The sequence below is a fragment of the Streptomyces sp. NPDC039480 genome, from assembly GCF_055597165.1.
Genome location: NZ_JBVITX010000004.1, coordinates 40,255 through 63,690 on the forward strand (window position 1 = coordinate 40,255; position 23,436 = coordinate 63,690).

Annotated in this window: 20 protein-coding genes; 10 read left to right on the forward strand and 10 right to left on the reverse strand. The window is 70.0% G+C overall.

Annotated features, from left to right (window positions below; genetic code table 11):
* Positions 1-104: 104 nt before the first annotated feature.
* The 5 genes from ACZ56E_RS14240 to ACZ56E_RS14260 all read right to left on the reverse strand — a co-directional run bounded on the left by ACZ56E_RS14240 (position 105) and on the right by ACZ56E_RS14260 (position 5,471).
* The gene (locus ACZ56E_RS14240; protein ID WP_471214145.1) at positions 105-1,769 is read right to left on the reverse strand and encodes an FAD-dependent monooxygenase; all 1,665 of its coding nucleotides are present in this window, start codon (positions 1,767-1,769) and stop codon (positions 105-107) included.
* 220 nt (positions 1,770-1,989) lie between these two features.
* A complete protein-coding gene (locus tag ACZ56E_RS14245) occupies positions 1,990-2,985 on the reverse strand; it encodes an amino acid ABC transporter permease (RefSeq protein ID WP_471214147.1) in 996 nt (331 codons plus the stop codon).
* On the reverse strand, positions 2,982-3,629 hold the full coding sequence (locus ACZ56E_RS14250) for an amino acid ABC transporter permease (RefSeq protein ID WP_468602932.1): 648 nt from the start codon (positions 3,627-3,629) through the stop codon (positions 2,982-2,984). Before ACZ56E_RS14250 ends, ACZ56E_RS14245 begins: the two co-directional genes overlap by 4 nt.
* Positions 3,630-3,724: 95 nt before the next feature.
* Positions 3,725-4,645, reverse strand: a complete 921-nt coding sequence (locus tag ACZ56E_RS14255; RefSeq protein ID WP_471214148.1) for a glutamate ABC transporter substrate-binding protein — start codon at positions 4,643-4,645, stop codon at positions 3,725-3,727.
* A gap of 46 nt (positions 4,646-4,691) precedes the next feature.
* Positions 4,692-5,471, reverse strand: coding sequence for an amino acid ABC transporter ATP-binding protein (locus ACZ56E_RS14260; RefSeq protein WP_365362968.1), 780 nt, complete (start codon positions 5,469-5,471; stop codon positions 4,692-4,694).
* 286 nt (positions 5,472-5,757) lie between these two features.
* On the opposite strand from ACZ56E_RS14260, the gene ACZ56E_RS14265 reads away from it, so the two are divergent.
* Together ACZ56E_RS14265 and ACZ56E_RS14270 are read left to right on the forward strand one after the other, a co-directional pair.
* Positions 5,758-6,447, forward strand: coding sequence for a response regulator transcription factor (locus tag ACZ56E_RS14265; protein ID WP_471214150.1), 690 nt, complete (start codon positions 5,758-5,760; stop codon positions 6,445-6,447).
* A 16-nt stretch (positions 6,448-6,463) separates the two neighbouring features.
* Positions 6,464-7,879, forward strand: a complete 1,416-nt coding sequence (locus ACZ56E_RS14270) for a sensor histidine kinase (RefSeq protein ID WP_471214152.1) — start codon at positions 6,464-6,466, stop codon at positions 7,877-7,879.
* Positions 7,880-7,914: 35 nt separating this feature from the next.
* Here the strand turns inward: ACZ56E_RS14270 and ACZ56E_RS14275 are convergent, their stop codons facing one another.
* The gene (locus ACZ56E_RS14275; protein ID WP_471214153.1) at positions 7,915-8,910 is read right to left on the reverse strand and encodes a TAXI family TRAP transporter solute-binding subunit; all 996 of its coding nucleotides are present in this window, start codon (positions 8,908-8,910) and stop codon (positions 7,915-7,917) included.
* Positions 8,911-9,047: 137 nt separating this feature from the next.
* On the opposite strand from ACZ56E_RS14275, the gene miaB reads away from it, so the two are divergent.
* Together miaB and ACZ56E_RS14285 are read left to right on the forward strand one after the other, a co-directional pair.
* Positions 9,048-10,538 carry a tRNA (N6-isopentenyl adenosine(37)-C2)-methylthiotransferase MiaB gene (miaB, locus tag ACZ56E_RS14280; protein WP_471214154.1) on the forward strand — a complete coding sequence of 497 codons (1,491 nt, stop codon included), beginning with the start codon at positions 9,048-9,050 and terminating at the stop codon, positions 10,536-10,538.
* A gap of 47 nt (positions 10,539-10,585) precedes the next feature.
* Positions 10,586-11,311 carry a class III extradiol dioxygenase subunit B-like domain-containing protein gene (locus tag ACZ56E_RS14285; RefSeq protein ID WP_471214155.1) on the forward strand — a complete coding sequence of 242 codons (726 nt, stop codon included), beginning with the start codon at positions 10,586-10,588 and terminating at the stop codon, positions 11,309-11,311.
* A 205-nt stretch (positions 11,312-11,516) separates the two neighbouring features.
* Here ACZ56E_RS14285 and ACZ56E_RS14290 read toward each other — a convergent pair whose 3' ends face one another.
* Together ACZ56E_RS14290 and ACZ56E_RS14295 are read right to left on the reverse strand one after the other, a co-directional pair.
* Positions 11,517-11,792 carry an antitoxin gene (locus ACZ56E_RS14290; RefSeq protein WP_468602919.1) on the reverse strand — a complete coding sequence of 92 codons (276 nt, stop codon included), beginning with the start codon at positions 11,790-11,792 and terminating at the stop codon, positions 11,517-11,519.
* Positions 11,793-11,817: 25 nt separating this feature from the next.
* On the reverse strand, positions 11,818-12,108 hold the full coding sequence (locus ACZ56E_RS14295; RefSeq protein WP_471214160.1) for a hypothetical protein: 291 nt from the start codon (positions 12,106-12,108) through the stop codon (positions 11,818-11,820).
* A gap of 182 nt (positions 12,109-12,290) precedes the next feature.
* On the opposite strand from ACZ56E_RS14295, the gene miaA reads away from it, so the two are divergent.
* From miaA to hflX, 6 genes are all read left to right on the forward strand, one after another.
* A complete protein-coding gene (miaA, locus tag ACZ56E_RS14300) occupies positions 12,291-13,229 on the forward strand; it encodes a tRNA (adenosine(37)-N6)-dimethylallyltransferase MiaA (protein WP_471214163.1) in 939 nt (312 codons plus the stop codon).
* A 107-nt stretch (positions 13,230-13,336) separates the two neighbouring features.
* Positions 13,337-13,798, forward strand: coding sequence for a hypothetical protein (locus ACZ56E_RS14305; RefSeq protein WP_398306013.1), 462 nt, complete (start codon positions 13,337-13,339; stop codon positions 13,796-13,798).
* A 73-nt stretch (positions 13,799-13,871) separates the two neighbouring features.
* A complete protein-coding gene (dapF, locus tag ACZ56E_RS14310; protein WP_471214166.1) occupies positions 13,872-14,750 on the forward strand; it encodes a diaminopimelate epimerase in 879 nt (292 codons plus the stop codon).
* Positions 14,751-14,892: 142 nt separating this feature from the next.
* Positions 14,893-17,040: a RelA/SpoT family protein gene (locus ACZ56E_RS14315; RefSeq protein ID WP_471214167.1), complete on the forward strand. Its 2,148-nt coding sequence runs from the start codon at positions 14,893-14,895 to the stop codon at positions 17,038-17,040.
* Between the two features lie 114 nt (positions 17,041-17,154).
* Complete coding sequence (locus ACZ56E_RS14320) at positions 17,155-18,639, forward strand: M1 family metallopeptidase (RefSeq protein ID WP_471214170.1); 1,485 nt, start codon at positions 17,155-17,157, stop codon at positions 18,637-18,639.
* 194 nt (positions 18,640-18,833) lie between these two features.
* Positions 18,834-20,324: a GTPase HflX gene (hflX, locus tag ACZ56E_RS14325; RefSeq protein ID WP_468602907.1), complete on the forward strand. Its 1,491-nt coding sequence runs from the start codon at positions 18,834-18,836 to the stop codon at positions 20,322-20,324.
* A 92-nt stretch (positions 20,325-20,416) separates the two neighbouring features.
* Here hflX and ACZ56E_RS14330 read toward each other — a convergent pair whose 3' ends face one another.
* Positions 20,417-21,622 (reverse strand): trypsin-like serine peptidase, encoded by a 1,206-nt coding sequence (locus tag ACZ56E_RS14330; RefSeq protein WP_471214172.1) that lies wholly within the window; start codon positions 21,620-21,622, stop codon positions 20,417-20,419.
* A 278-nt stretch (positions 21,623-21,900) separates the two neighbouring features.
* The gene (locus ACZ56E_RS14335; RefSeq protein ID WP_471214174.1) at positions 21,901-23,130 is read right to left on the reverse strand and encodes a trypsin-like serine peptidase; all 1,230 of its coding nucleotides are present in this window, start codon (positions 23,128-23,130) and stop codon (positions 21,901-21,903) included.
* Positions 23,131-23,436: the final 306 nt, after the last annotated feature.

Here is a 23,436-nt window from a genome sequence, read left to right on the forward strand (position 1 = left end):
GCCAGGCACGCACCGACGGCGAACAGGACTCCGAACAGGACCCGAAGGCGACCCACGTGATGGCTCTGAGTGCTCCCACCCACGCGGTATCTCCCACCCACCGCCTAACGCCGCGTGACCCCCGCCGCACTCTGCGCCTCGTCCGCTCGGGCGCCCCCCTCCACCCGCTTCCCGTTCCCGTCCCCGCCGCCCCCGGCCCCCGGCGACGCCGGGCCGCCAAGCACCGCTTCGGCCGCGGCGTACAGCTCGGCAGGCCGCACTCCGGAGAGGGCGGTGACCAGATGGCCGTCGGGTCGTACGAGCAGGACGGAGTGGGCGGCGGCCCCGGGATAGCTCTCCGCGACGAGCAGCTCCGCGGGGTGGGGCAGCGCCGTGACGGCCGCCGCGAGCCGCGGCATGATCCCGGCGGTCACCCAGTGCCGCCGCTCCCACACGACGGTGCCCGGCGCGACGAGGACGACGAGCAGGTGACCCGTCCCGAGCCGGTCCCGCAGCTGTACGAAAGAGCCGTCCGGTGCCGTCACCCGCACATCGGCGACCGGCGCCCCTGGCTCCGTCCCGACCACCGTGACGGACTCGGACGGAGCGGCCGCCAAGGGCGACTCGGCGTATGACGGGGGAGCGCCGAGCGGGCCGCGCCCCACGTGGCCGTCCGTGAGGAGCGTGTCGTGGCCACGCGCGGAGCCGGGGACGTACGAGCGCAGGCCCTTGCCGCCGCGCAGCGCGGGCAGCGACTGGTCGGCGGTTCGCAGCCGAGCGGCCACGCCGGCCCGCCGCTCGACCTGATAGCTGTCGAGCAGGGATTCGCGTGCGCCGTGATGCCAGGAGAGCGCCAGTTTCCACGCGAGGTTGTCGGCGTCCCGCAGGCCTTCGTCGAGCCCTTGGCTGCCGAGCGCGCCGAGCAGGTGCGCGGCGTCCCCGGCGAGGAAGGCGCGGCCGACCCGCCACCGCCGGGCGAGCCGGTGGTGGACGGTGTGCACGCCCGTGTCGAGCAGTTCGTACGGCGGTGTCGAGCCCCCGCACCAGCCCGCGAGGGTCTCCCGGATGCGCACGACGAGGGCGTCGGGCGTCACCAGGTCACCGCGGGGCGGAAGCAGCCAGTCGATCCGCCACACGCCGTCGGCGAGGGGACGGCCGGTCACCTCGGCGCCTCCGTGGCGCCACGGAGGCATCCGGTGCAACAACGCCTGACCCGGCCAGGGAAGTTCCGTGCGCAACGCGGCCACGGCGTGTCGCTCGACGGCCGTACGTCCCGGGAAGCGGACGTCGAGGAGCTTGCGCACGGTGGAGCGGGAACCGTCGCAGCCCACCAGATAACTGCCCCGCCACCATGTGCCCTTCGGCCCGCGCGTGTGCGCGGTCAGCCCGCCGGCGTCCTGTTCCAGGGAGTCGAGTTTGTTCTCGACCACGACCTTGACGAGCGGTTCGTCGGCGATGGCGTCGCGCAGGGCGCCTGTCAGGACGTGCTGCGGCAGGTGCAGCGGAGCGGGGGTCTCGTCGTCGAACTCCAGCTCCCGCATCAGCTGTTTGCGCCGCACGGAGCGCCAGCCGGTCCAGCGTGCGCCCGACTCCGTGTCGCCGAACGAGTGACCCGCGAGCCGTTCCACGAACGCCGCCGTGTCCTCACGGAGCACGGCGGTCCGCGCGAGCCGCTGCTCGTCCTTGCCCGGTCCCTCGTCGAGGACGACGGTGGGCACCGAGTGGCGGGCGAGAGCGAGGGCGAGGGCGAGCCCGACGGGGCCCGCGCCGACGACGATCACCGGGTCCACGGCGCACACCCTCCGGCCCGTCGGGCTCCGAGGGTCCGGACTGCCCGGAAGCGCTGGACGTACGTACAGAAACTGGCAGTTGGAGCCCGGTGCACGATCACAGAACGTATGCAACCCATTGCCGGTGCTTGCGTCAAGTGACGATGGCACCGGTGTTCACCCGACAACGCGTGTGGGGGACGGCGCCATCACCGTCCCCCACAACTGTACCTACAGAGCGTCAGTTGGACTTTCCAACTGGGCCTTTGGGGTCGTCCTCGGGCCCGTCTGCGCCGGCGTCGGCGGGCGCGGCCGGAGCGGCTGGAGCAGTCGGCGCGGGCTCCGCGGCGACCGACGGACCGAGCGGAGTGGCCGCGTCGAGCACGCCGGGAGCCTCCGCGGGCTCGGCGGCCGCGGCCACCACGATGCCCGTCTTGGCCCGGCGTCCGCGCTTCTCGATCCAGGTGGCGAGCGAGGAGAGCGCGAGGCAGAGGGAGATGTAGATGACACCGAAGACGGTGACCGTCTGGACGAACGGGTAGTTGCCGTTCACCGGCGTGTTGTTGGCGATCAGCCGTGCCGAGTACAGCAGCTCGGGGTAGAGGATCATGAAACCGAGCGAGGTGTCCTTGAGGGTCACCACGAGCTGGCTGATGATCGTCGGCAGCATCGACCGCACGGCCTGCGGGAACAGGATGGTGGTCATCACCTGGGTCTTGTTCAGACCCAGGGCGTACGCCGCTTCCTTCTGGCCCTTGGGCACGGCGTTGATGCCCGCGCGCAGCACCTCGGCCTGGACGCAGCCGTTGTAGATCGTCAGACCCAGGACGAGCGCCCACAGCGGCGTCATGTCGCCGAGGATGCCCACCCAGAGGGCGAAGATCGTGATCAGCAGCGGGATCGACCGGAACAGGTCGATGAAGATGACCGACAACCAGCGGATCGGGCGGTGGTCGGAGAGCCGGCCGACACACAGCACGACCGCGAAGACCAGCGACAGGACACCGGCGAGGGCGAAGGCCTTCAGTGTGGCCAGCAGCGCGTCGAAGATGTTCTCGCGGATGCCCGAGTAGTTGAAGATGTCCCACAGGGCGCCGTCGAACTCGCCCTTCTCGTTGAGCCGCAGCACCACCCAGGCAACGAGGCCGAGCACCGCCACGGTGCCGACCACGGAGTAGATCCTGTTGCGGAACTTGGCCTTGGGGCCCGGTGCGTCGAAGAGAACGCTGGCGCTCATCGGGCGACCTCCATTCGGTGCTCCAGCAGCCGGAAGGCGCCATTGATGGCGTACGTGATGATCAGGTAGGCGACCGTGACCCACACGAAGATCATCGTGATGTCGTAACCGTCATTGCTCAGGGTCTTGGTGACGTTGAACAGGTCGACGTTGTCGAAGCCACCCGCGATCGCGGAGTTCTTCGTCAGCGCGATGAAGATCGAACCCATCGGGGCGATGACCGCGCGGGTGGCCTGCGGGAGCACCACGACCCGCATGACCTGGGTGAAGCTCATGCCGATCGCACGGGCCGCCTCGGCCTGCCCCATCGGCACGGTGTTGATGCCGGAGCGGAGCGCCTCGGCCACGAAGGACGACGTGTAGAAGCCCAGCGCCGTGACGCCGAGGACGAAGGAGTCCATGTCCGGGAAAAGGATCTTCGGCAGGATGAAGAAGGCCACCAGGAACAGCAGCGTCAGCGGGGTGTTCCGGAGGATGTTCACCCACAGGGTGCCGAAGACGCGCAGCGGCGGGACCGGGGAGACCCGGAAGGCGGCGATGATCACGCCGAGCACCATGGCTATGACGCCGCTGACCACGGTCAGCTCCACGGTGCCGATGAACCCCTCGCGGAACAGCGACAGGTTGTCGGTCAGTACGTTCATGAATTCTCCGCGAGAGGGCGGTCGGACGGCGATGTGCTCACAACACGCCCCGCCCCGCACGGCCCGTCAGACCGTACGAAGCGGGGCGCGGGGTGTCACTTGGGGTCGGTGAAGGCCGGCGGGTCCTTGTACTCGGAGCCGGACTTGCCGATGGTGGCGTCGAACGCCTTCTTGTAGTCGCCGTTCTCCTGGTGCGCCTTGATGGCGTCCGCGACGGCCTTCTGCAGCGCCTTGTCGCCCTTCTTCAGACCGACGCCGTACGGCTCGTCGGAGAAGGGCTTGCCGACGACCTTGAGCTTGCCGGGGTTCTGCGCGGCGTAGCCCATCAGGATGGCGTCGTCGGTGGTGACGGCGTCGACCTGGTTGTTGAGCATCTGGGCCACGCACTCGGAGTACTTGGACAGCTCGGTGACCTTGGCGCCGTACTTCGGCTTCTTGATGTTCTGCAGCGGCGTGGAGCCGACGATGGAGCAGACCTTCTTGCCGCGGACGGTCTCGGGGCCCTTGATGTCCTTCTCATCCTTGCGGACGAGGAGGGAGGCACCGGCGTGGTAGTACGGACCGGCGAAGTCGATCTGCTTCTTGCGCTCGTCGTTCATCGTGTACGTGCCGATCATCAGATCGACGTCGCCCTTGGAGACGGCGGTCTCACGCGCGCCGGAGTCGATCGTCTTCCACTCGATCTGCTTCGCCGAGAAGCCGAGATCGGCCGCGATCATCTTGGCGATCTCGATGTCGAAGCCGGAGTACTCCTTGGTCGACTGGTCCTGGAAGCCCAGGTACGGCTGGTCGGCCTTGGCGCCCACGATGAGCTTGCCGCGCTCCTTGGCGTCCTTGAACACGGACGAGTCGACCGAAGCGTCCTTCTTGACCGTGTAGCTGAGGGCCTTCGTGTCCTTGCCGTTCGGGCCTTCCGGCTTGTCGCCGGCCGAGCCCTCCTTGCCGCCGCAGGCGGTGGCGGTCAGCGCGATGGCAGCGACGGCTGCCACGGCGGCAGCGGACTTGCGGAGCTTCATGGTGAACATCCTCTGTTTCGACTGGTGTTGAGACGGCGTGGGAGCCTCAGTGCTTAAGGATCTTCGACAGGAAGTCCTTGGCCCGGTCGCTGCGCGGGTTGTTGAAGAACTGGTCCGGCACGGCCTCTTCGACGATCCGGCCGTCTGCCATGAAGACGACGCGGTTGGCCGCGGAGCGGGCGAAACCCATCTCGTGGGTGACGACGACCATCGTCATCCCCTCCCGGGCGAGCTGCTGCATCACCTCGAGGACCTCGTTGATCATCTCCGGGTCGAGCGCCGATGTCGGCTCGTCGAAGAGCATCACCTTGGGGTCCATCGCCAACGCGCGCGCGATGGCGACGCGTTGCTGCTGACCGCCGGAGAGCTGCGCGGGGTACTTGTCGGCCTGGGAGGCGACGCCCACGCGGTCCAGCAGACCGCGCGCCTTCGTCTCCGCCTCCGCCTTGCCGATCTTGCGCACCTTGGTCTGGCCCAGCGTCACGTTCTCGAGCACGGTCTTGTGCGCGAAAAGGTTGAAGGACTGGAAGACCATGCCCACGTCCGCGCGGAGCCTGGCGAGCTCCTTGCCCTCCTGGGGCAGCGGCTTGCCGTCGATCGAGATGTCTCCCGAATCGATCGTCTCCAGGCGGTTGATGGCGCGGCACAGGGTCGACTTGCCGGACCCCGAGGGGCCGATCACGACGACGACCTCGCCGCGGGCGATGGTCAGGTCGATGTCCTGGAGGACGTGCAGAGCGCCGAAGTGCTTGTTGACGTTCTTCAGCACGACAAGGTCGTCCGCCCCAGGCGGTATGGCGTCCTTGGTCACCGATACTTCGGTCACGGCTTGTTGCTCCATCCTCCTCGGTTGGGAGGACAGTAATAACCCAGTGCGACCAGCGTCATTACATCTGAGGGGAAATTGAGCATAACGATCCGGCCGCAACCGGACACACCGTGTGAAGACGGCCCACGGAGTGCGTACCGGGTGGGTAACGGAACGTGCCGACGCCCTGAACCCTCTTGACGCGGTCCTTATCCATCGGCGTGGATGCCTTGGGGCGCTCGCGCGGCCACCGGCCATGACTACCGGCCACAACGGAACGACCGATGAACTGGAGGGGGCCCTCATGCGACTGCTTCTCGTCGAGGATGACGATCATGTGGCCGCCGCCCTGTCCGCGGTCCTGGCCCGGCACGGCTTCGACGTCGTGCACGCCCGCAGCGGCGAGGAGGCCCTCCAGGCCCTGCTGCCCGCCGAAACGCCCCCCTTCGGAGTGGTGCTTCTCGACCTGGGGCTGCCCGACCAGGACGGCTACGAGGTGTGCGGCAAGATCCGCAAGCGCGGCTCGATTCCGGTGATCATGGTGACGGCGCGCTCCGACGTACGCTCCCGGATTCACGGCCTCAACCTCGGAGCCGATGACTACGTAGTGAAGCCGTACGACACCGGGGAACTCATCGCCCGTATCCATGCGGTCATCCGGCGTCCCGCCCCCACTGACGCGTCGACCCCTGGAGACAGCGACCTGCGGCTGGGTCCCGTACGCATCGAACTCCCCACCCGGCAGGTCAGCGTGGACGGTTCGGTTGTCCAACTGACTCGCAAGGAGTTCGACTTGCTCGCCCTCCTCGCCCAGCGCCCCGGAGTGGTGTTCCGCAGGGAGCAGATCATCAGCGAGGTGTGGCGCACCAGTTGGGAAGGGACGGGCCGCACCCTGGAGGTGCACGTGGCCTCCCTGCGTTCCAAGCTGCACATGCCGGCCCTGATCGAGACCGTGCGCGGCGTGGGCTACCGCCTCGTCGCCCCGGCCGCGTAGCGAAGAGCGAGGACAGGTGCGCTCTCGGCTCCTCCCGCTGCTGATCATCCTGATGGCGGGCGTCCTGCTCGCGCTCGGATTTCCGCTCGCCGTCAGCGTCGCCGCCGCCCAGCAGCAGAAGGTGGTCGTCGACCGGATCGACGACACGGCCCGCTTCGCCTCACTCGCGCAGTTCGTCACCAAACGCCCCACAGGGCCGCTCGAAATGGGCAGCACGGACGAGCGCCGGGAGACCCTGCAGAAGGAACTCGACGACTACCACGACGTGTACGGCATCCGCGCGGGCGTCTTCTACCGCGACGACGGCGCCATGGCCCAGTCCCCGAACGACTGGTTCCTGCCCCGCCGCGGAGCCCTGCGGGACGCCTTCGAAGAAGCGCTCCGCTCCCGCGGCAGCCATGACCCCGAACAGGTGTGGCCCTGGCAGCGGGGACGGCTGGCCGTCGCCTCCCCGGTGATCAAGGACGGCGACGTCATCGCCGTCGTCGTCACGGACTCGCCGACCGGACGCATGCGTTCCCAGACGCTGCACGGCTGGCTGCTCATCGGCGCCGGCGAGTCGGCGGCCATGCTCCTCGCGGTCGGCGCTGCGCTGCGACTCACCGGCTGGGTGCTGCGCCCGGTGCGCATCCTCGACGCGACCACGCACGACATAGCGACAGGGCGCCTCAGGTCCCGGGTCGCGCCGGCCGGCGGGCCGCCGGAACTCAGACGCCTGGCCCGGTCGTTCAACGAGATGGCCGACAACGTCCAGGACGTCCTTGAGCAGCAGCGCGCCTTCGTCGCCGACGCCTCCCACCAGCTGCGGAACCCGCTCTCGGCCCTCCTGCTCCGCATCGAGCTCCTCGCCCTCGAGCTGCCCGAGGGCAATGAAGAGATCGCCTCGGTCCGCACCGAGGGCAAGCGCCTCGCCCAGGTCCTCGACGACCTGCTCGACCTGGCGCTCGCCGAACACGTCGCGGCCGACCTGAGCCTCACCGACATCGGGGAGCTGGCCGCCGAGCGCGTCGCCTCCTGGCGGCCGCTCGCCGACGAGCGGGGCGTGCGGCTGACGGGCGAGTGCCCGGCCACCACCGGCTGGGCCGACCCGGTGACCCTCTCCAGCGCGCTGGACGCCGTGATCGACAACGCCCTGAAGTTCACACCCGAGGGCGGGCCGGTCCACGTGGCGGTCTCCTCCTGCGACATGACGACGACCGTCGTGGTCACCGACGGCGGCCCCGGCCTCACCGAGGACGAGCTCACCCGCGTCGGCGACCGCTTCTGGCGCAGCAACCGCCACCAGAACGTGAAGGGCTCGGGGCTCGGCCTGTCCATCTCACGGGCCCTGCTCGCGGCGGGCGGCGGCTCCATCTCGTACGCACATCACGAACCGCACGGACTGAAGGTGACGGTCAGCGTCCCGCGCGGCGGCCCCCTCGGGCAGCCGTAGCCGCACATGAGGGGCGGAAGCCGCGTCACGACGGCTCAGGGCTTGACCGAGCGGTAGTAGCGGCGCGCCCCCTGGTGCAGCGGCAGCGGGTCCGTGAACAGGGCGGTGCGCAGATCCACCAGTTGGGCCGCGTGCACCTCGTCGCCGATGTGGTCGCGGCTGTCGATGACGGTGCGGGTCAGTCGTTCGGTCAGTTCGGCATCGGCCCGGTCCGTGGTCACCAGAAGGTTCGCCACGGCCAGCGTCGGCACGGCGGATCCCAGCTGAGCCTCGGGATAGGCGTCGGCCGGCATCGTCGCGGCCCGGTAGTAGCGCGAGGCGCCACCCTGCTTGTGCAGCGAGTCCACGAGGTAGCCGAGCTTCACGAGCTTGATGTCCATCTCGTTCGACAGCACGCGCACGGAGGTGGTCGGGAGCCCGCCCGACCAGAAGAAGGCATCGATGGAGCCGTTCTTCAGGAGGTCGGGCATCGTGTCGATCCCGGCGGACACCGGCTTGATGTCCCTCACCGGGTCCAGGCCCGCGGCGTCGAGCACCCTGTCGGCTATCAGCCGCACTCCGGAGTGCTCCTGCCCCACCGCCACACGCTTGTTCCGCAGATCCGCGACGGAGTCGATCTTCGAGGACCGGTCCACCACGAGCTGTACGTAGTCGTCGTACAGCCGTGTGCACCCCCGCAGCCGGTGCCAGCCCGGCTCGGCGTTCAGACGGTACGTCTCGACGGCATCGGCGGCGGCGATGGTGAAGTCGACCTTCCCGGTGGCCACCCGCGCGACGTTCTGCTGCGAACCCTCGCTGTTGAGGAGCTCGACGTCGACGTTCGGCATGTCCTCCGAGATCGCCGTCCGCAGGAGCTTGCCGTACCGCTCGTACACACCCTTCTTCACGCCCGTACTGAACGTCATCCGTCCACTCGGGGAGTCCTCACCCATGGGCACCAGCCACCACAACAGCAGCCCGAACACCACGAGGGCCGCTGCGGAGCCTTGCAGGGCGCGGCGCCTGCTGATGTCGGGGAGTGCCTTGAGCATGCGCGCGATCCTGCCAGCCGGTCACCGTGCTGACCAGGGGCGAGGTCACACCGCGCCACTCCGGAGCCCGCGTCCCGGCGCCGAGGTCGGAATCCGAGGGCACGCGCGCGTGGCGACCCCGTACCCTGGGGGGCGAGATGAGCGCGAAGACTTACGAGGTGCGCACCTACGGGTGCCAGATGAACGTCCATGACTCCGAGCGGCTGTCGGGCCTCCTGGAGGACGCCGGCTACGAACGTGCGCCCGAAGGGGCGGACGGCGATGCCGACGTCGTCGTCTTCAACACGTGCGCCGTGCGCGAGAACGCCGACAACCGTCTGTACGGCAATCTCGGCCGCCTGGCGCCGATGAAGACCAAGCGTCCCGGGATGCAGATCGCCGTCGGCGGATGCCTGGCCCAGAAGGACCGCGACACCATCGTCAAGAGGGCGCCCTGGGTCGACGTCGTCTTCGGCACGCACAACATCGGCAAGCTGCCGGTTCTCCTGGAGCGCGCCCGCGTCCAGGAGGAGGCGCAGGTCGAGATCGCCGAGTCGCTCGAAGCCTTCCCGTCGACGCTGCCGACCCGCCGCGAGAGCGCGTACGCGGCCTGGGTCTCCATCTCCGTCGGCTGCAACAACACCTGCACCTTCTGCATCGTGCCCGCGCTGCGCGGCAAGGAGAAGGACCGCAGGACCGGCGACATCCTCGCCGAGATCGAGGCCCTCGTCGCCGAGGGCGTCTCCGAGATCACCCTCCTCGGGCAGAACGTGAACGCGTACGGCTCGGACATCGGCGACCGCGAGGCCTTCAGCAAGCTGCTGCGCGCCTGCGGCAAGATCGAGGGTCTGGAGCGCGTCCGCTTCACCTCCCCGCACCCGCGCGACTTCACGGACGACGTGATCGCAGCCATGGCCGAGACGCCGAACGTGATGCCGCAGCTCCACATGCCGCTGCAGTCCGGCTCGGACCCGATCCTCAAGGCGATGCGCCGCTCGTACCGGCAGGATCGTTTCCTGGGCATCATCGAGAAGGTCCGCGCCGCCATGCCGGACGCGGCGATCTCCACCGACATCATCGTGGGCTTCCCCGGCGAGACCGAGGAGGACTTCGAGCAGACGATGCACGTGGTCCGCGAGGCCCGCTTCGGGAGCGCCTTCACCTTCCAGTACTCCAAGCGCCCCGGGACCCCGGCGGCGACCATGGAGGGGCAGATCCCCAAGGAGGTCGTCCAGTCGCGTTACGAGCGTCTGGTGGCCCTCCAGGAGGAGATCTCCTGGGAGGAGAACAAGAAGCAGGTCGGCCGCACCCTGGAGCTGATGGTCGCCGAGGGCGAGGGCCGCAAGGACGGCGCCACGCACCGCCTGTCCGGCCGCGCCCCCGACAACCGCCTGGTCCACTTCACCAAGCCGGACACCGAAGTACGCCCCGGCGACGTCGTGACCGTCGAGATCACCTACGCCGCGCCGCACCACCTGCTGGCGGAGGGCGCCGTGCTGAACGTGCGTCCCACGCGCGCGGGCGACGCCTGGGAGAAGCGGAACGCCCAGGCGGCCGCGAAGCCCGCCGGCGTGATGCTGGGGCTGCCGAAGATCGGTGCTCCCGAGCCGCTCCCGGTCGCGACGGGCAGCGGCTGCGGCTGCGACTGACCGCTTCGGTAGCCACCGCCTCCAAGGGGCGCGTTACGCTGCGGATCATGCTTGTCGCCGCAGCCGTCTGCCCTTCTCCGCCGCTGCTCGTCCCCGAGGTCGCCGCGGGCGCCGCCCCTGAACTGGACGCCGCGCGCGCGGCGTGCTCGGACGCCATCGGAGTGCTCGCCGCCGCGCGGCCCGACCGGCTCCTCGTGGTCGGCCCGGCCGGACAGAGCGGACGCGGGCCGTACCCGCAGGGCGCGCGCGGGTCGTTCCGGGGGTTCGGCGTGGACATCGACGTACGTCTCGGACCGGCGCCGCGGCACACGCCGGACGACGCCGAGGAGCGGGATCTTCCGTCGTCGCTCGCCGTGGCCGGCTGGCTCCTCGAACGCACGCGGTGGTCGACCGCTCCGGTGGAAGGTCTCGGCGTGGGGGAACCACTTGCCGCCGAGCGGTGTATTCAACTCGGAGGGGAAATGGCAGCCCGGGCGGACCGGGTGGCACTGCTCGTGATGGGCGACGCGAGCGCGTGCCGCACCCTGAAGGCTCCGGGGTACCTCGACGAGCGTGCGGCCGGCTTCGACGCGGAGGTGGGGCGTGCGCTCGGCGCGGCCGACATCGCGGCGCTGAAGGCGCTGGACGCGGGTCTCGCGGCGGAGCTGAAGGCGGCGGGCCGTGCGCCGTGGCAGGTGCTCGCCGGCGCGGCGGACGGCGCGGCGCTGAGCGGCGAGCTGCTCTATGAGGACGCGCCGTACGGCGTGGGGTACGTGGTGGCTGCCTGGTCGTAGCGCGGCTTCCTGAGGCGCTTCCAGAGCCCGGCGCCGGGCCCTGGTGTACGGAGTCGCCCGCGCGCCGTAGCAGCCACGCAGGGCGTCGCCGCCAAGCCATGTCGCCGTCACAGGGGATGTCGCTGCCGCCCCGACAGGCAGATGCGTCCGGACATGCGGAGGCGGCCGCGAAGCGCGCTGCTCCGCGGCCGTCCGCCGCTGCGGTTCAGGAAGCCGGAGGGGGTGACGGAGGCGTCGGCGGGGTGGTGCCGCCGCCCGCGTCCTTGCCCTGGTCCGGCCCGGCGAGGCGGTCGACGGCGTCCTTGGCCTTCCCCGTGCCCGTCCGGATCTTGTCGCTGTACTTGCCCTTGGTCCTCTCGTCGACCACCTTCGCGGCCTTGTCCAGGCCTTGGTCGATCTTGTCCCCGTGCTGCTGCGCGAGGTGCGAGACCTTGTCCTTCGCGGGGGCGAGCTTGGCTTTCAGTTGGTCCAGGAAGCCCATGGGTCCACCTTCCCTCGCCGGGGAGCTACTTGCGGGCGCCCTCACCGGCCTCGTTGTCGGCGGCCTTCTCCGCGGACTGCTGCTTCGGAATGTCCACGCCGTCCGCGTCGGCCTCTTCGGCAGCCTCGGCGGACTTGCCGTCGGCAGCGCCCTCGGCGTCCTTCTCGGCCTCGGCAGCGGGCTTCGCATCGGCGTCGGCCTCGGGAGCCTTCTCGGCCGCCTCCGACTCGACCGTCGGCGTGTCCGCAGCCGCTTCGGCCGTCGAAGCCTCTTCGCCGTCCTTGGCCTTCCGACGGAACCGTGCAAAAACGCCCATATCTACTCCATACGTTACTCGTGTGGGCGAAATCCCGCCCCGCCCGGTGCGTCTCATTGCGTCGCCCGGGTGATCGGTCCTCGAAACCGGCGGCCGGAACCTCGCAACAGGCAACGACCTCAGAGCCGTGCCGTCACGTCGCTCGTTCGGGAAGGGGGCGCGGGGTTTGCGAGACTGGGGCGGTGAGTAGTGCAACCCCCGCCCCGCGGGTCATCGCCGTCGTCGGTCCGACCGCGGCAGGAAAGTCCGATCTGGGCGTTTTCCTCGCCCAGCGTCTCGGCGGCGAAATCGTCAACGCCGACTCGATGCAGCTCTACCGAGGGATGGATATCGGCACCGCCAAGCTGACGCCCGACGAGCGCGGCGGCGTGCCCCACCACCTCCTCGACATCTGGGACGTCACGGAGGCGGCCAGTGTCGCCGAGTACCAGAAGCTGGCGCGCGCCGAGATCGACCGTCTCCTCGCCGAGGGGCGCTGGCCGATCCTCGTCGGCGGCTCCGGCCTGTACGTCAAGGGCGCGGTGGACCACCTGAAGTTCCCCGGCACCGACCCCGCCGTGCGGGCCGGCCTGGAGGAAGAGCTCACGCTGCGCGGCTCCGGAGCGCTGCACGCCCGCCTCGCCGCCGCCGACCCCGAGGCGGCCCGGGCGATCCTGCCCAGCAACGGCCGCAGGATCGTCCGCGCCCTTGAGGTCATCGAGATCACGGGCAAGCCCTTCACCGCCAACCTCCCCGGCCACGACTCGGTCTACGACACCGTCCAGATCGGCGTCGACGTGGCACGACCCGAACTCGACGAACGCATCGCCACGCGCGTGGACCGCATGTGGGACCTGGGCCTGGTCGACGAGGTGCGCGCGCTGGAGGCCAGGGGGCTGCGGGAGGGGCGTACGGCGTCCCGCGCGCTCGGCTACCAGCAGGTGCTCACGGCGCTCGCGGGAGAGTGCACGGAGGACGAGGCGCGCGCCGAAACGGTCCGCGCCACCAAGCGCTTCGCGCGCCGCCAGGACTCGTGGTTCCGCCGCGACCCACGGGTGCATTGGCTCAGTGGGGCGGTGGCCGACCGCGAGGAACTCCCGGCACGCGCACTGGCGTTGGTCGAACGACCGGTCACAGCCTGATCACGTGATGGCATCGGGACGCTCCGGCGGTCATCCCGGCACCTGACGCCGTGCCATCATCGACCATCGATCGACCGGTGAAGTCCGAAGTGGGAGGGCGCGTGGCGATGGAGGCCGGCCCTCGTGACACCGCACATGACGGCGGGGAGCAGTTGAGTCCCGACGGTCCCGACGAGACCCGGGACAGCGTGACGGACGACGGCCCCGACCCGGACGAGATGTCCCAGGAGCCCGAGGTCGAGGTCGAGCTGCGCCCGCAGCCCCGGCTGCGCGTCTGGCAGCTCGCACCCATCGTGATCCTGGCCGCGGTCGGATCCCTGATGTTCGCGTTCCCGCTCGCCTTCGAGTTCGGCGACGGCGGCGCCGTCGTCGCCATGCTCGGGCTGCTGCTCAGCTGCTGCGCCGCCGGCTGGGGCATGATGGCCGCCCGCCGCGTGGGGCACACCTGGCCCGGGCTGCCCGAGCGCGGCTCCGGGCGCCGCCCGGACTGGCGGGTCGTCTCCGGGTACGCCCTGCTGTTCCTGGGCGCCGTGGTCCTCGCCGTGTGGCGGGTGGCCAGACTCCGCTGAGGCCGCCTGCACTCGGCGTCGCCCGTACGGCACCGCGTGACCGGGTGTCGTACCCACCCCGTACGATCGAGGAATGAGCACGCGGATCGCCTTCCTCAAGGGGCACGGGACCGAGAACGACTTCGTGATCATCCCCGACCCCGACAACACCATCGACCTGCCCCCGACCGCTGTGGCCGCCCTCTGCGACCGCCGCGCGGGCATCGGTGGGGACGGCCTCCTGCACGTCGTGCGCTCCGCCGCCCACCCCGAGGCGCGCCACCTGGCGGACCGCGCCGAGTGGTTCATGGACTACCGCAACGGCGACGGGTCGATCGCCGAGATGTGCGGCAATGGAGTGCGCGTCTTCGCCCGATACCTGCAGCACGCGGGGTATGTCGGCGAGGGCGACCTGGCAGTGGCCACCCGCGGCGGCGTGAAGACCGTGCACATCGCCAAGGCCGAGTCCGGCGGCGACATCACCGTGGAGATGGGCAAGGCGCTGCTCCCCGAAGGGGACGTCACCGTCTCGGCCGGCGACCACCGCTGGCCCGCGCTCAACGTGAACATGGGCAACCCGCACGCGGTCGCCTTCATCGACGACCTCTCCGAAGCGGGCAACCTCTACGACCCGCCGCCCCTCAGCCCGGCCTCCGCCTACCCCGACGGGGCGAACGTGGAATTCGTCGTCCCCCGCGGCCCACGCCACGTCGCCATGCGCGTGCACGAGCGCGGCGCGGGCGAGACCCGCTCCTGCGGCACCGGCGCCTGCGCCGTGGCCGTCGCGGCGGCCCGCAAGGACGGCCTGGACCCGGCCGTGACCGGCGCCCCGGTCACGTACACCGTCGATCTGCCCGGCGGGCGCCTGGTGATCACCGAGCGGCCCGACGGCGAGATCGAGATGACGGGCGGAGCCGTGATCGTCGCCGAAGGCGAGATCACGCCCGCATGGATCGAAACGGCAACCTCATGAAGTGTCGCTCGAATGGGTGATCCGTTTCACGCTCGGCGAGAGGCGGTCAGCGCCGCGTGATGGGCTCGGTAGCATCAAGCACCGGCCCGGACGGAGTACGCCACCGTCCGATCACCGCCGGTCGAAGCAGCCGGAGGTGCTCATGAGTGCGGAGGCCACGAATCCGGCCACGCCCGGCCCCGTCGTGTCCGGGGCCCAGCGCAGGCGCGGCCGCGCCCGTCTCGACCTGCGCAGGCTCGGGCGCGCCGCTCTCCTCGGATCCGGCACCCGGGATCGGCTCCCCGACGCGATCGGCCATGTGGCGGAGGCCCACCGGGGCCACTACCCGGACGCGGACCTGGAGCCCCTCCGCCGCGCCTACGTCCTCGCCGAGTCCTCGCACCGCGGCCAGACGCGCAAGAGCGGTGAGCCCTACATCACCCACCCGCTCGCGGTGACCCTGATCCTCGCCCAGCTCGGCGCGGAGATCACGACCCTGACCGCGTCCCTGCTCCACGACACGGTCGAGGACACGGACGTGACGCTCGACCAGGTGCGCGCCGAGTTCGGCGACGACGTCTGTTATCTGGTCGACGGCGTCACGAAGCTGGAAAAGGTCGACTACGGAGCGGCGGCGGAGCCCGAGACCTTCCGCAAGATGCTCGTCGCCACCGGCAACGACGTACGCGTCATGTCGATCAAGCTCGCCGACCGCCTGCACAACATGCGCACCCTCGGTGTCATGCGGCCCGAGAAACAGGCCCGCATCGCCAAGGTCACCCGGGACGTGCTCATCCCGCTCGCCGAGCGCCTCGGTGTGCAAGCACTCAAGACGGAGCTGGAGGACCTCGTCTTCGCGATCCTCCACCCGGAGGAGTGCGCGCAGGTCAAGGCCATGATCGCCGCCAATGAGGCGAGCGCGGACGACCCTCTCGGGGACATCGCGGGCGAGGTGCGCGGCGTGCTGCGCGACGCGGGCATCACGGCCGAAGTGCTCATCAGGCCCCGGCACTCGGTCTCCGTGCACCGCGTGCACCGCAAGCGCGGCGAGCTGCGCGCCTCCGACTTCGGCCGTCTCCTCGTCCTCGTGAACGAGGACGCCGACTGCTACGGAGTCCTCGGAGAGCTGCACACCTGCTTCACACCGGTCGTCTCGGAGTTCAAGGACTTCATCGCCGTACCGAAGTTCAACCTCTACCAGTCGCTGCACACGGCCGTGACCCGCGCCGACGGCGAGGTCGCCGAAGTCCTCATCCGCACCCATCAGATGCACCAGGTCGCCGAAGCGGGCGTCGTCGCCCTGCGCAATCCCTACGCTCCTCCTTCGGAGGAGCCGTCCGACGGCGCCGACGACGAGCGCGTGGACCCCACCAGGCCCGGCTGGCTCTCCCGGCTCCTCGACTGGCAGCAGGCCGCCCCCGACCCCGACACGTTCTGGTCGACGCTCCGGGAGGACCTCGCCCAGGACCGCGAGATCGCCGTCTTCCGGCCCGACGGCGGCACGCTCGGCCTGCCCGCAGGCGCCAGCTGCGTGGACGCCGCGTACGTCCAGTACGGCGAGGACGCCCACGCCTGCATCGGCGCCCGGGTCAATGGCCGGCTGGCGACGCTCAGCACGGTCCTGCGGGACGGCGACACCGTGCAGCTCCTCATGGGCCAGGACCTCACCTCCGGGCCGTCACGCGAGTGGCTGGACCATGCGCGCACGCCCGCCGCGCGGATCGCCATCCGGCGCTGGCTCACCTCACACCCGGCGCCCGCGGCCCCCGTACCGACCCCCTCCGTGCAGCGGCCGCCCCTGCAGGCCCCGGCACCCGTGCCCAAGCCGGAGCCGGCCGGAGTCCTGCGGCCCGCCGCCGCGAACGCCGTCGTGGACCGCGAGGGCGCGACCGTGCGCCTCGCCGGCTGTTGTACGCCGGTGCCGCCCGACGACATCACCGCCTTCGCCGTCCGCGGGGGCGTGGTGACCGTCCACCGGATCGGCTGCCCCGGAGTGGAGCGCATGAAGGAGGCGGGGCGCGCGGAGGTCGGCGTGCGCTGGGGAGACACCGCCGAGTGCCGCGTCACCCTGATCGCCGAATCGTTCGGCCGGGCGCACCTCCTCGCCGACCTCACCGAAGCGATCGCCCTCGAAGGAGTGGAGATCATCTCGGCGACCGTGGAGCCGCCGAGCCAACAGCGCGTGCGCCACACGTACACGCTGCAACTCCCCGACGCCGCCTACCTGCCGGGGCTGATGCGCGCGATGCGCGCGGTCCCCGGGGTGTACGACGTGAACCGAGCCCAGCACCCGGCGGCCGCCGCTCACTGAAGAGCCCGCCCTCGCGCGGTGCCCTGGTCGGAGGGGGCGCACCGGGCGACCCGTTCGAGTGTCTCGGCGCGCGCCGTCACGTGCTGACAAGACGCGCGCTGATAGCGGTGGTTCATGCTGCTCACCCCTCGGACCACGGCCTCCCGGCCGAAGGCCCTCCGTACCCCCCGTATCGGCGCCGCCCTGATCGCTGCGGCCGCGTCCACCGCCCTCCTCGCGGCCGGCGCACCGTCACCGGCCACCCCGCTCGGCATCGGCGACCGGCTCTTCCCGCACCTGGGCAACCCCGGCTACGACGTCGAGACGTACGACATCGCCTTCACCTATCACGGTGACAACCGCAAGCCCCTGGACGCCGTCACCAAGATCTACGCCCGCGCGACCGACCACCTGGAGCGCGTGAACCTCGACTTCGCGCACGGCAAAGTGCGCTCCGTCGAGATGAACGGCGAGCGCGCACGCCACGAAAGCAGCGGCGAGGACCTGGTCGTGACACCGTCCGCTTCGGTCGGGCGCGGCGACCGGATGCTGATCACCGTCCGGCACACCAGTGACCCGGTGCCCGCGAAGGGCACCGAGGGCGGCTGGTTGCGCACCGGTGACGGACTGGCCATGGCCAACCAGGCGGACGCCGCCCACCGGGTCTTCCCCTGCAACGACCACCCCGCGGACAAGGCGGAATTCACCTTCCGGATCACCGCCCCCAAGGGGCTCACCGCTGTCGCCAACGGCCTTCCGGCCGGTACGACCCGCAGCGGCGCCGCCACCACCTGGGCGTACCGCTCCCACCACCCCATGGCGACCGAGCTGGCCCAGGTGTCGATCGGCCGCTCCACCGTGGTGCACCGGGAGGGGCCGCACGGCCTCCCGCTGCGGGACGTGGTGCCCACCAAGGACCGCAAGATCCTGGAGCGCTGGCTGAAGAAGACACCCGGCCAGATCGACTGGATGGAGCGGAAGGTCGGCCGCTACCCCTTCGAGGTGTACGGCATCCTGGTCGCCCAGGCGAGGACCGGCTTCGAACTCGAGACGCAGACACTCTCTCTCTTCGAGAGAGACATCTTCACCCGTCCCGAGTACCCGGAGTGGTACGTCGACGCGATCATGGTGCACGAGCTGGCGCACCAGTGGTTCGGCGACAGTGTCAGCCCGAAGTCGTGGTCGGACCTCTGGCTCAATGAAGGCCACGCCACCTGGTACGAGGCTCTTTTCGCCGAGGAGAAGGCGGACCGGCCGCTGGCCGACAGGATGCGGAACGCCTACCGCCACTCGGACCGGTGGCGCGCGGCCGGCGGGCCCCCGGCCAGGCCGAAGGCGCCCGCGCCCGGACAGAAGATCAGCCTCTTCCGTCCCGTCGTCTACGACGGCAGCGCCCTGGTGCTCTACGCCCTGCGCCAGGAGATCGGGCACGAGGCCTTCGAACGCCTGGAGCGGGAGTGGGTCCGCGTCCACCGCGACGGCAATGCCGAGACCGCCGACTTCGTGCGGCTCGCGTCCCGGGTGGCCGGGCGCGATCTCGGCGGGTTCTTCGAGGGCTGGCTCTACGGGGAGAAGACACCGCCGATGCCGGGGCATCCGGAGTGGAAAGCCGGGAAATAACCCGGGTGACGAGACGGGCCGTGCCGTGCAACCATCATCGGGTCGACGGCACGCCCGTCAGGGACATCCCCTCGGGGACATCTCAGGGCACGATCGGCCGGTTCCGGGAATCTCCGGACCACGCCGGGCGTTGTCGACTGTGACGGATCCCGCATCCGTCGCCTTTCCCATCGACGAATCGACGTAAGGACCAAATGACCTCCTCTTCTTCCCCTTCCCAGGACGCACAGAGCTTCGCGCAGAACTACCCCGAAGGTCTTCGGGCCGATGCCCTGATGGAAGAGGACGTCGCCTGGAGCCACGAGATCGACGGAGAGCGGGACGGCGAGCAGCTCGACCGCTCCGAGCGCGCGGCTCTGCGCCGCGTCGCGGGCCTCTCCACCGAGCTCGAGGACGTCACCGAAGTCGAGTACCGACAGCTCCGCCTGGAGCGAGTGGTGCTCGTCGGGGTGTGGACTTCGGGAACGGTCCAGGATGCGGAGAACTCCCTCGCCGAGCTGGCCGCCCTCGCCGAGACGGCGGGCGCACTGGTGCTTGACGGTGTCGTCCAGCGCCGCGACAAGCCCGACCCGGCGACGTACATCGGCTCCGGCAAGGCCCTGGAGCTGCGCGACATCGTGCTCGAGACCGGAGCCGACACCGTCGTCTGCGACGGTGAGCTGAGCCCCGGCCAGCTGATCCACCTCGAAGACGTCGTCAAGGTCAAGGTGGTCGACAGGACCGCCCTGATCCTCGACATCTTCGCCCAGCACGCCAAGTCCCGAGAAGGCAAGGCGCAGGTCGCCCTCGCGCAGATGCAGTACATGCTGCCGAGGCTCCGCGGCTGGGGTCAGTCGCTCTCCCGTCAGATGGGTGGCGGCGGCGGTGGCGGCATGGCCACCCGCGGACCCGGTGAGACCAAGATCGAGACGGACCGGCGACGGATCCGCGAGAAGATGGCGAAGATGCGCCGGGAGATCGCGGAGATGAAGACGGGCCGCGACATCAAGCGGCAGGAGCGCCGACGCAACAAGGTGCCTTCGGTAGCGATCGCCGGATATACGAACGCAGGCAAGTCCTCGCTCCTCAACCGCCTCACAGGCGCGGGCGTACTGGTGGAGAACGCGCTGTTCGCCACCCTCGACCCCACCGTGCGCCGGGCCGAGACGCCGAGCGGCCGGGTCTACACCCTGGCGGACACCGTCGGGTTCGTCCGGCATCTTCCGCACCACCTCGTGGAGGCCTTCCGCTCCACGATGGAGGAGGTCGGCGACTCGGACCTCATCCTGCACGTGGTGGACGGTTCGCATCCGGTGCCGGAGGAGCAGCTCGCAGCGGTGCGCGAGGTGATCCGCGACGTGGGCGCCACCGACGTGCCCGAGATCGTGGTGATCAACAAGGCGGACGCGGCGGACCCCCTGGTCCTCCAGCGCCTGCTGCGCAACGAGAAGCACGCGATCGCGGTCTCCGCGCGGTCCGGTGCCGGAATCGACGAGCTGCTCGCGCTCATCGACAGCGAACTGCCGCGCCCCGAGGTCGACATCGAGGCCCTCGTTCCGTACACGCACGGTCAGCTCGTCTCCCGGGCGCACGCCGAGGGCGAGGTGCTCTCCGAGGAGCACACCGGCGAGGGCACGCTGCTCAAGGCGCAGGTGCACGAGGAGCTGGCCGCGGAGCTCGCTCCGTACGTGCTCGCCGCGCACTGAGTCGAGCGCCTCACCCGGTAGCGCACATGGCGAAGGCCCGCCCCTCTCGCAGGGGGCGGGCCTTCGCCATGCCAGATGTGGGTGCCGTGCGGCTACTGAGCGCCGTACTTCTTGCTCATCATGTCGTAGACCTGCTCGGCGCCCCTGCCGAGCTGGGGGCCGGCCAGCCAGGTGTTCTCGGCCGGGCCGATCGAGGTGTTCGAGACGAGCTTCGTCTTGCCGCCCACCATCCGGAACCAACCACCTCCGGACGAACCGCCGGTCATGGTGCAGCCGATGCGGTACATCGTCGGCAGGGACGGCGACAGCGAGAGCCGGCCCGGCTTGTCCGCGCACTTGTGCATGATCAGGCCGTTGTACGGCGGGGCGGCCGGGTAGCCCCAGGCGCCCATCGAGCTCACGCTCTGCGCGGCGGGGGTCGAGAAGTCGACGTCGAGCGCGTTGCCGACGGTCTCTTCCAGGGACTTGCCGCCCTGCTCCGGCTTCACGTGCATGACGGCGTAGTCGTACGTCGCACCCGCGCCGCCCGTCGGACCGCCGTCGTTTATCCACTCGTTCGAGGTGGAGACCCAGTCCGCCCAGTACTGGCCGTAGGGGGCGATCTCCTGCGGGGCCGCGTTGCGCAGCTGGGTCTCGGACTTGCCCAGGTCGTTGTAGGACGGCACGAAGGCGATGTTGCGGTACCAGCCGCCGTTCTGGCCGGCGTGCACGCAGTGGCCCGCGGTCCACACGAGGTTGGACTTGCCGGGGTTGCGCGGGTCCTTCACGACCGTGCCGGAGCAGACCATCGACCCCTCGGGGGAGTCGAAGAAGATCTTGCCGACCGGGGCGGCGTTCTTGTGGTACGGCGTCTTCTCGGGCTTGGCCCGGACCGGAGTCGGCTCGGGGTCGGTCGCGCCCTGGCCGGCGGTCGCGTCCTTCGTGGCGATCGTCTTCTTCGGGTCCTTGGCCTTCTGCATCCGCTCGGGCTTCCAGAGCCCTTCGATGACCGGGTTGGCGAAGTCCTTGGCCTCGCGCACCCAGTCGCCCTTGTCCCAGTTCTTCCAGGCGCCGTTCTTCCAGTCGTCCAGGTCGATCCCGTTGTCCTTGAGCTTGTCGGCGAGGCCGTCGGGAAGCTTGGTGTCGGAACCGGAGCCGTCGGCTCCCTGGGACGTGGTGGCGTCCGGCTTGTCGCTCGCCTTGTCGTCGCTCGGGCCACAGGCCGTGGCGGTGAGCGTCAAGGTCGCCGCGAGCCCGGTGGCGGCGAGCGCGACCCGCCGTCCGCGGCTGCGCGCGAACGGCGCACGAGTGGAACGCATGGTGCTGGTACCCCCGTTGAAACGTGTGATTGCCATGTACGTGTCATGCATCGGCGCAGGGCTCCGTGGCACCCGCTGTGACGCGACACCTCACTATGCCTGTGCGGTTGGGGACGAACGGCGGCGGGGCCGTGAAGGTTTGTGGTGCCCCGCCGCCGTGCTTCTCCAGAGGACTGCTCGTGGGCTGCTCATGGACTGCTCTGCTGAGCTCGTCTTCCGGGCTTGCCTTCCGGGCATGTCTCACGAGCATGTCGCCCGGGTCGGCCCCTAGGGCGTAACTACTGGTCGGCGAACTTCTTGCTGACCGCGCTGTAGATGCCCTTGGCCTCCTTGCCGAGGCGCGGCCCTGCCAGCCAGCCCGCCGTCACCGGACCGATGGAGGTGTTCGACACCAGAGCGGGCTTGCCGTCCTGGCCCTCGGCGACCCAGCCACCACCGGACGAACCGCCCGTCATGGTGCAGCCGACGCGGTACATCGTCGGGTCGGGCTTGCTCAGCGAGAGCCGTCCCGGCTTGTCCGCGCACTGGAACAGCTTCTGGCCGTCGTACGGCGGCGCCGCCGGGTATCCGGTCGCCGTCATGGTGTCGATCTGGGGCACCGCCGGGGCGTCGAAGTCCACCGGAAGCGCCGAACCGACCGTCTCCTCGAGCGACTTGCCCTCGCTGCCCTTCTCCGGCTTCACGTGAATGACCGCGAAGTCGTACGGCGCGCCCTTGCCGCCCGTCGGACCACCCTGCTCGATCCACTGGTCGGAAGTCTGCGCCCAGTCGCCCCACCACACGCCGTACGGAGCGACCTCTTCCTTGGGGGCGTTCTGCAGCTCCTCGGCCGACTTGCCGCTGTCGTTGTACGAGGGGACGAAGATCATGTTGCGGTACCAGCCGCCCTCGGCGCCCGCGTGCACGCAGTGACCCGCGGTCCACACCATGTTGGACTTGCCGGGGTGGGCCGGGTCCTTCACGACGGTCGCGGAGCAGACCATCGAACCCTTGGGGCCGTCGAAGAAGAGCTTGCCGGACTCGGCCGCCTGGCCGTGGTACGGCGCCTTGACGGGGGCCGCCTGCACCGGCTTGGGCGTCGGGTCGGTGACGCCCTGGTCACCGGAGATGTCGTTGTCGTCGACGCTGCGGTCGGGGTTCTTGTCCGCGTCCCGCATGCGGTCCGGGTCCCAGAGGTCCTCGATGATCGGGTTGACGAAGTCGCCGGCCTCGCGCAGCCAGTCGTCCTTGTTCCAGTTCTTCCAGGCGCCGTTCTTCCACTCGTCCAGATCGATCCCGTTGTCCTTGAGCTTGTCCTTCCAGGAGTCCGGGATCTGGATCTTGTCGTCACCGTTGCTGTCGCCGGGCTGTGCCGCGGACGAGTCGCCGCCGGCGTTGTCCTCGGTGGGACCGCAGGCCGTGGCGGTCAGTACGAGCGCCGCGCCGAGCGCCACAGCCGCCACGGGGGCGGTCCTGGTGCGCGCGCTCCTCCTATTGCGAACGGTGAAGAGCGGACGTATGGGTCGCATCGTGAGAATCCCCCTGGGCCTCGAAATTGTTCCAAAGTGCTGGACATCCGGGTGTGGAACACCCGTCGCCACCGGTGCGGCGCCCCTTGGTTGTGCTTGCGTTGGGTTTGCTCTGATTTGCTCGGGGGAGCGGTGCACCTGTCGCTGATGAACGGCCCCCACACTATGCCGGTGCCGTTGGGGACGGCCGACGGAAGGGCAACGGTTCCGTCACGGCAAGGATCTTCCGGTTGCCCGTGATCCCCCGGCGTTTTCGTCGTTGGTACGTACGGGGGAGTCGCGGCCTGCGTTCATCCCCCTGCCAAC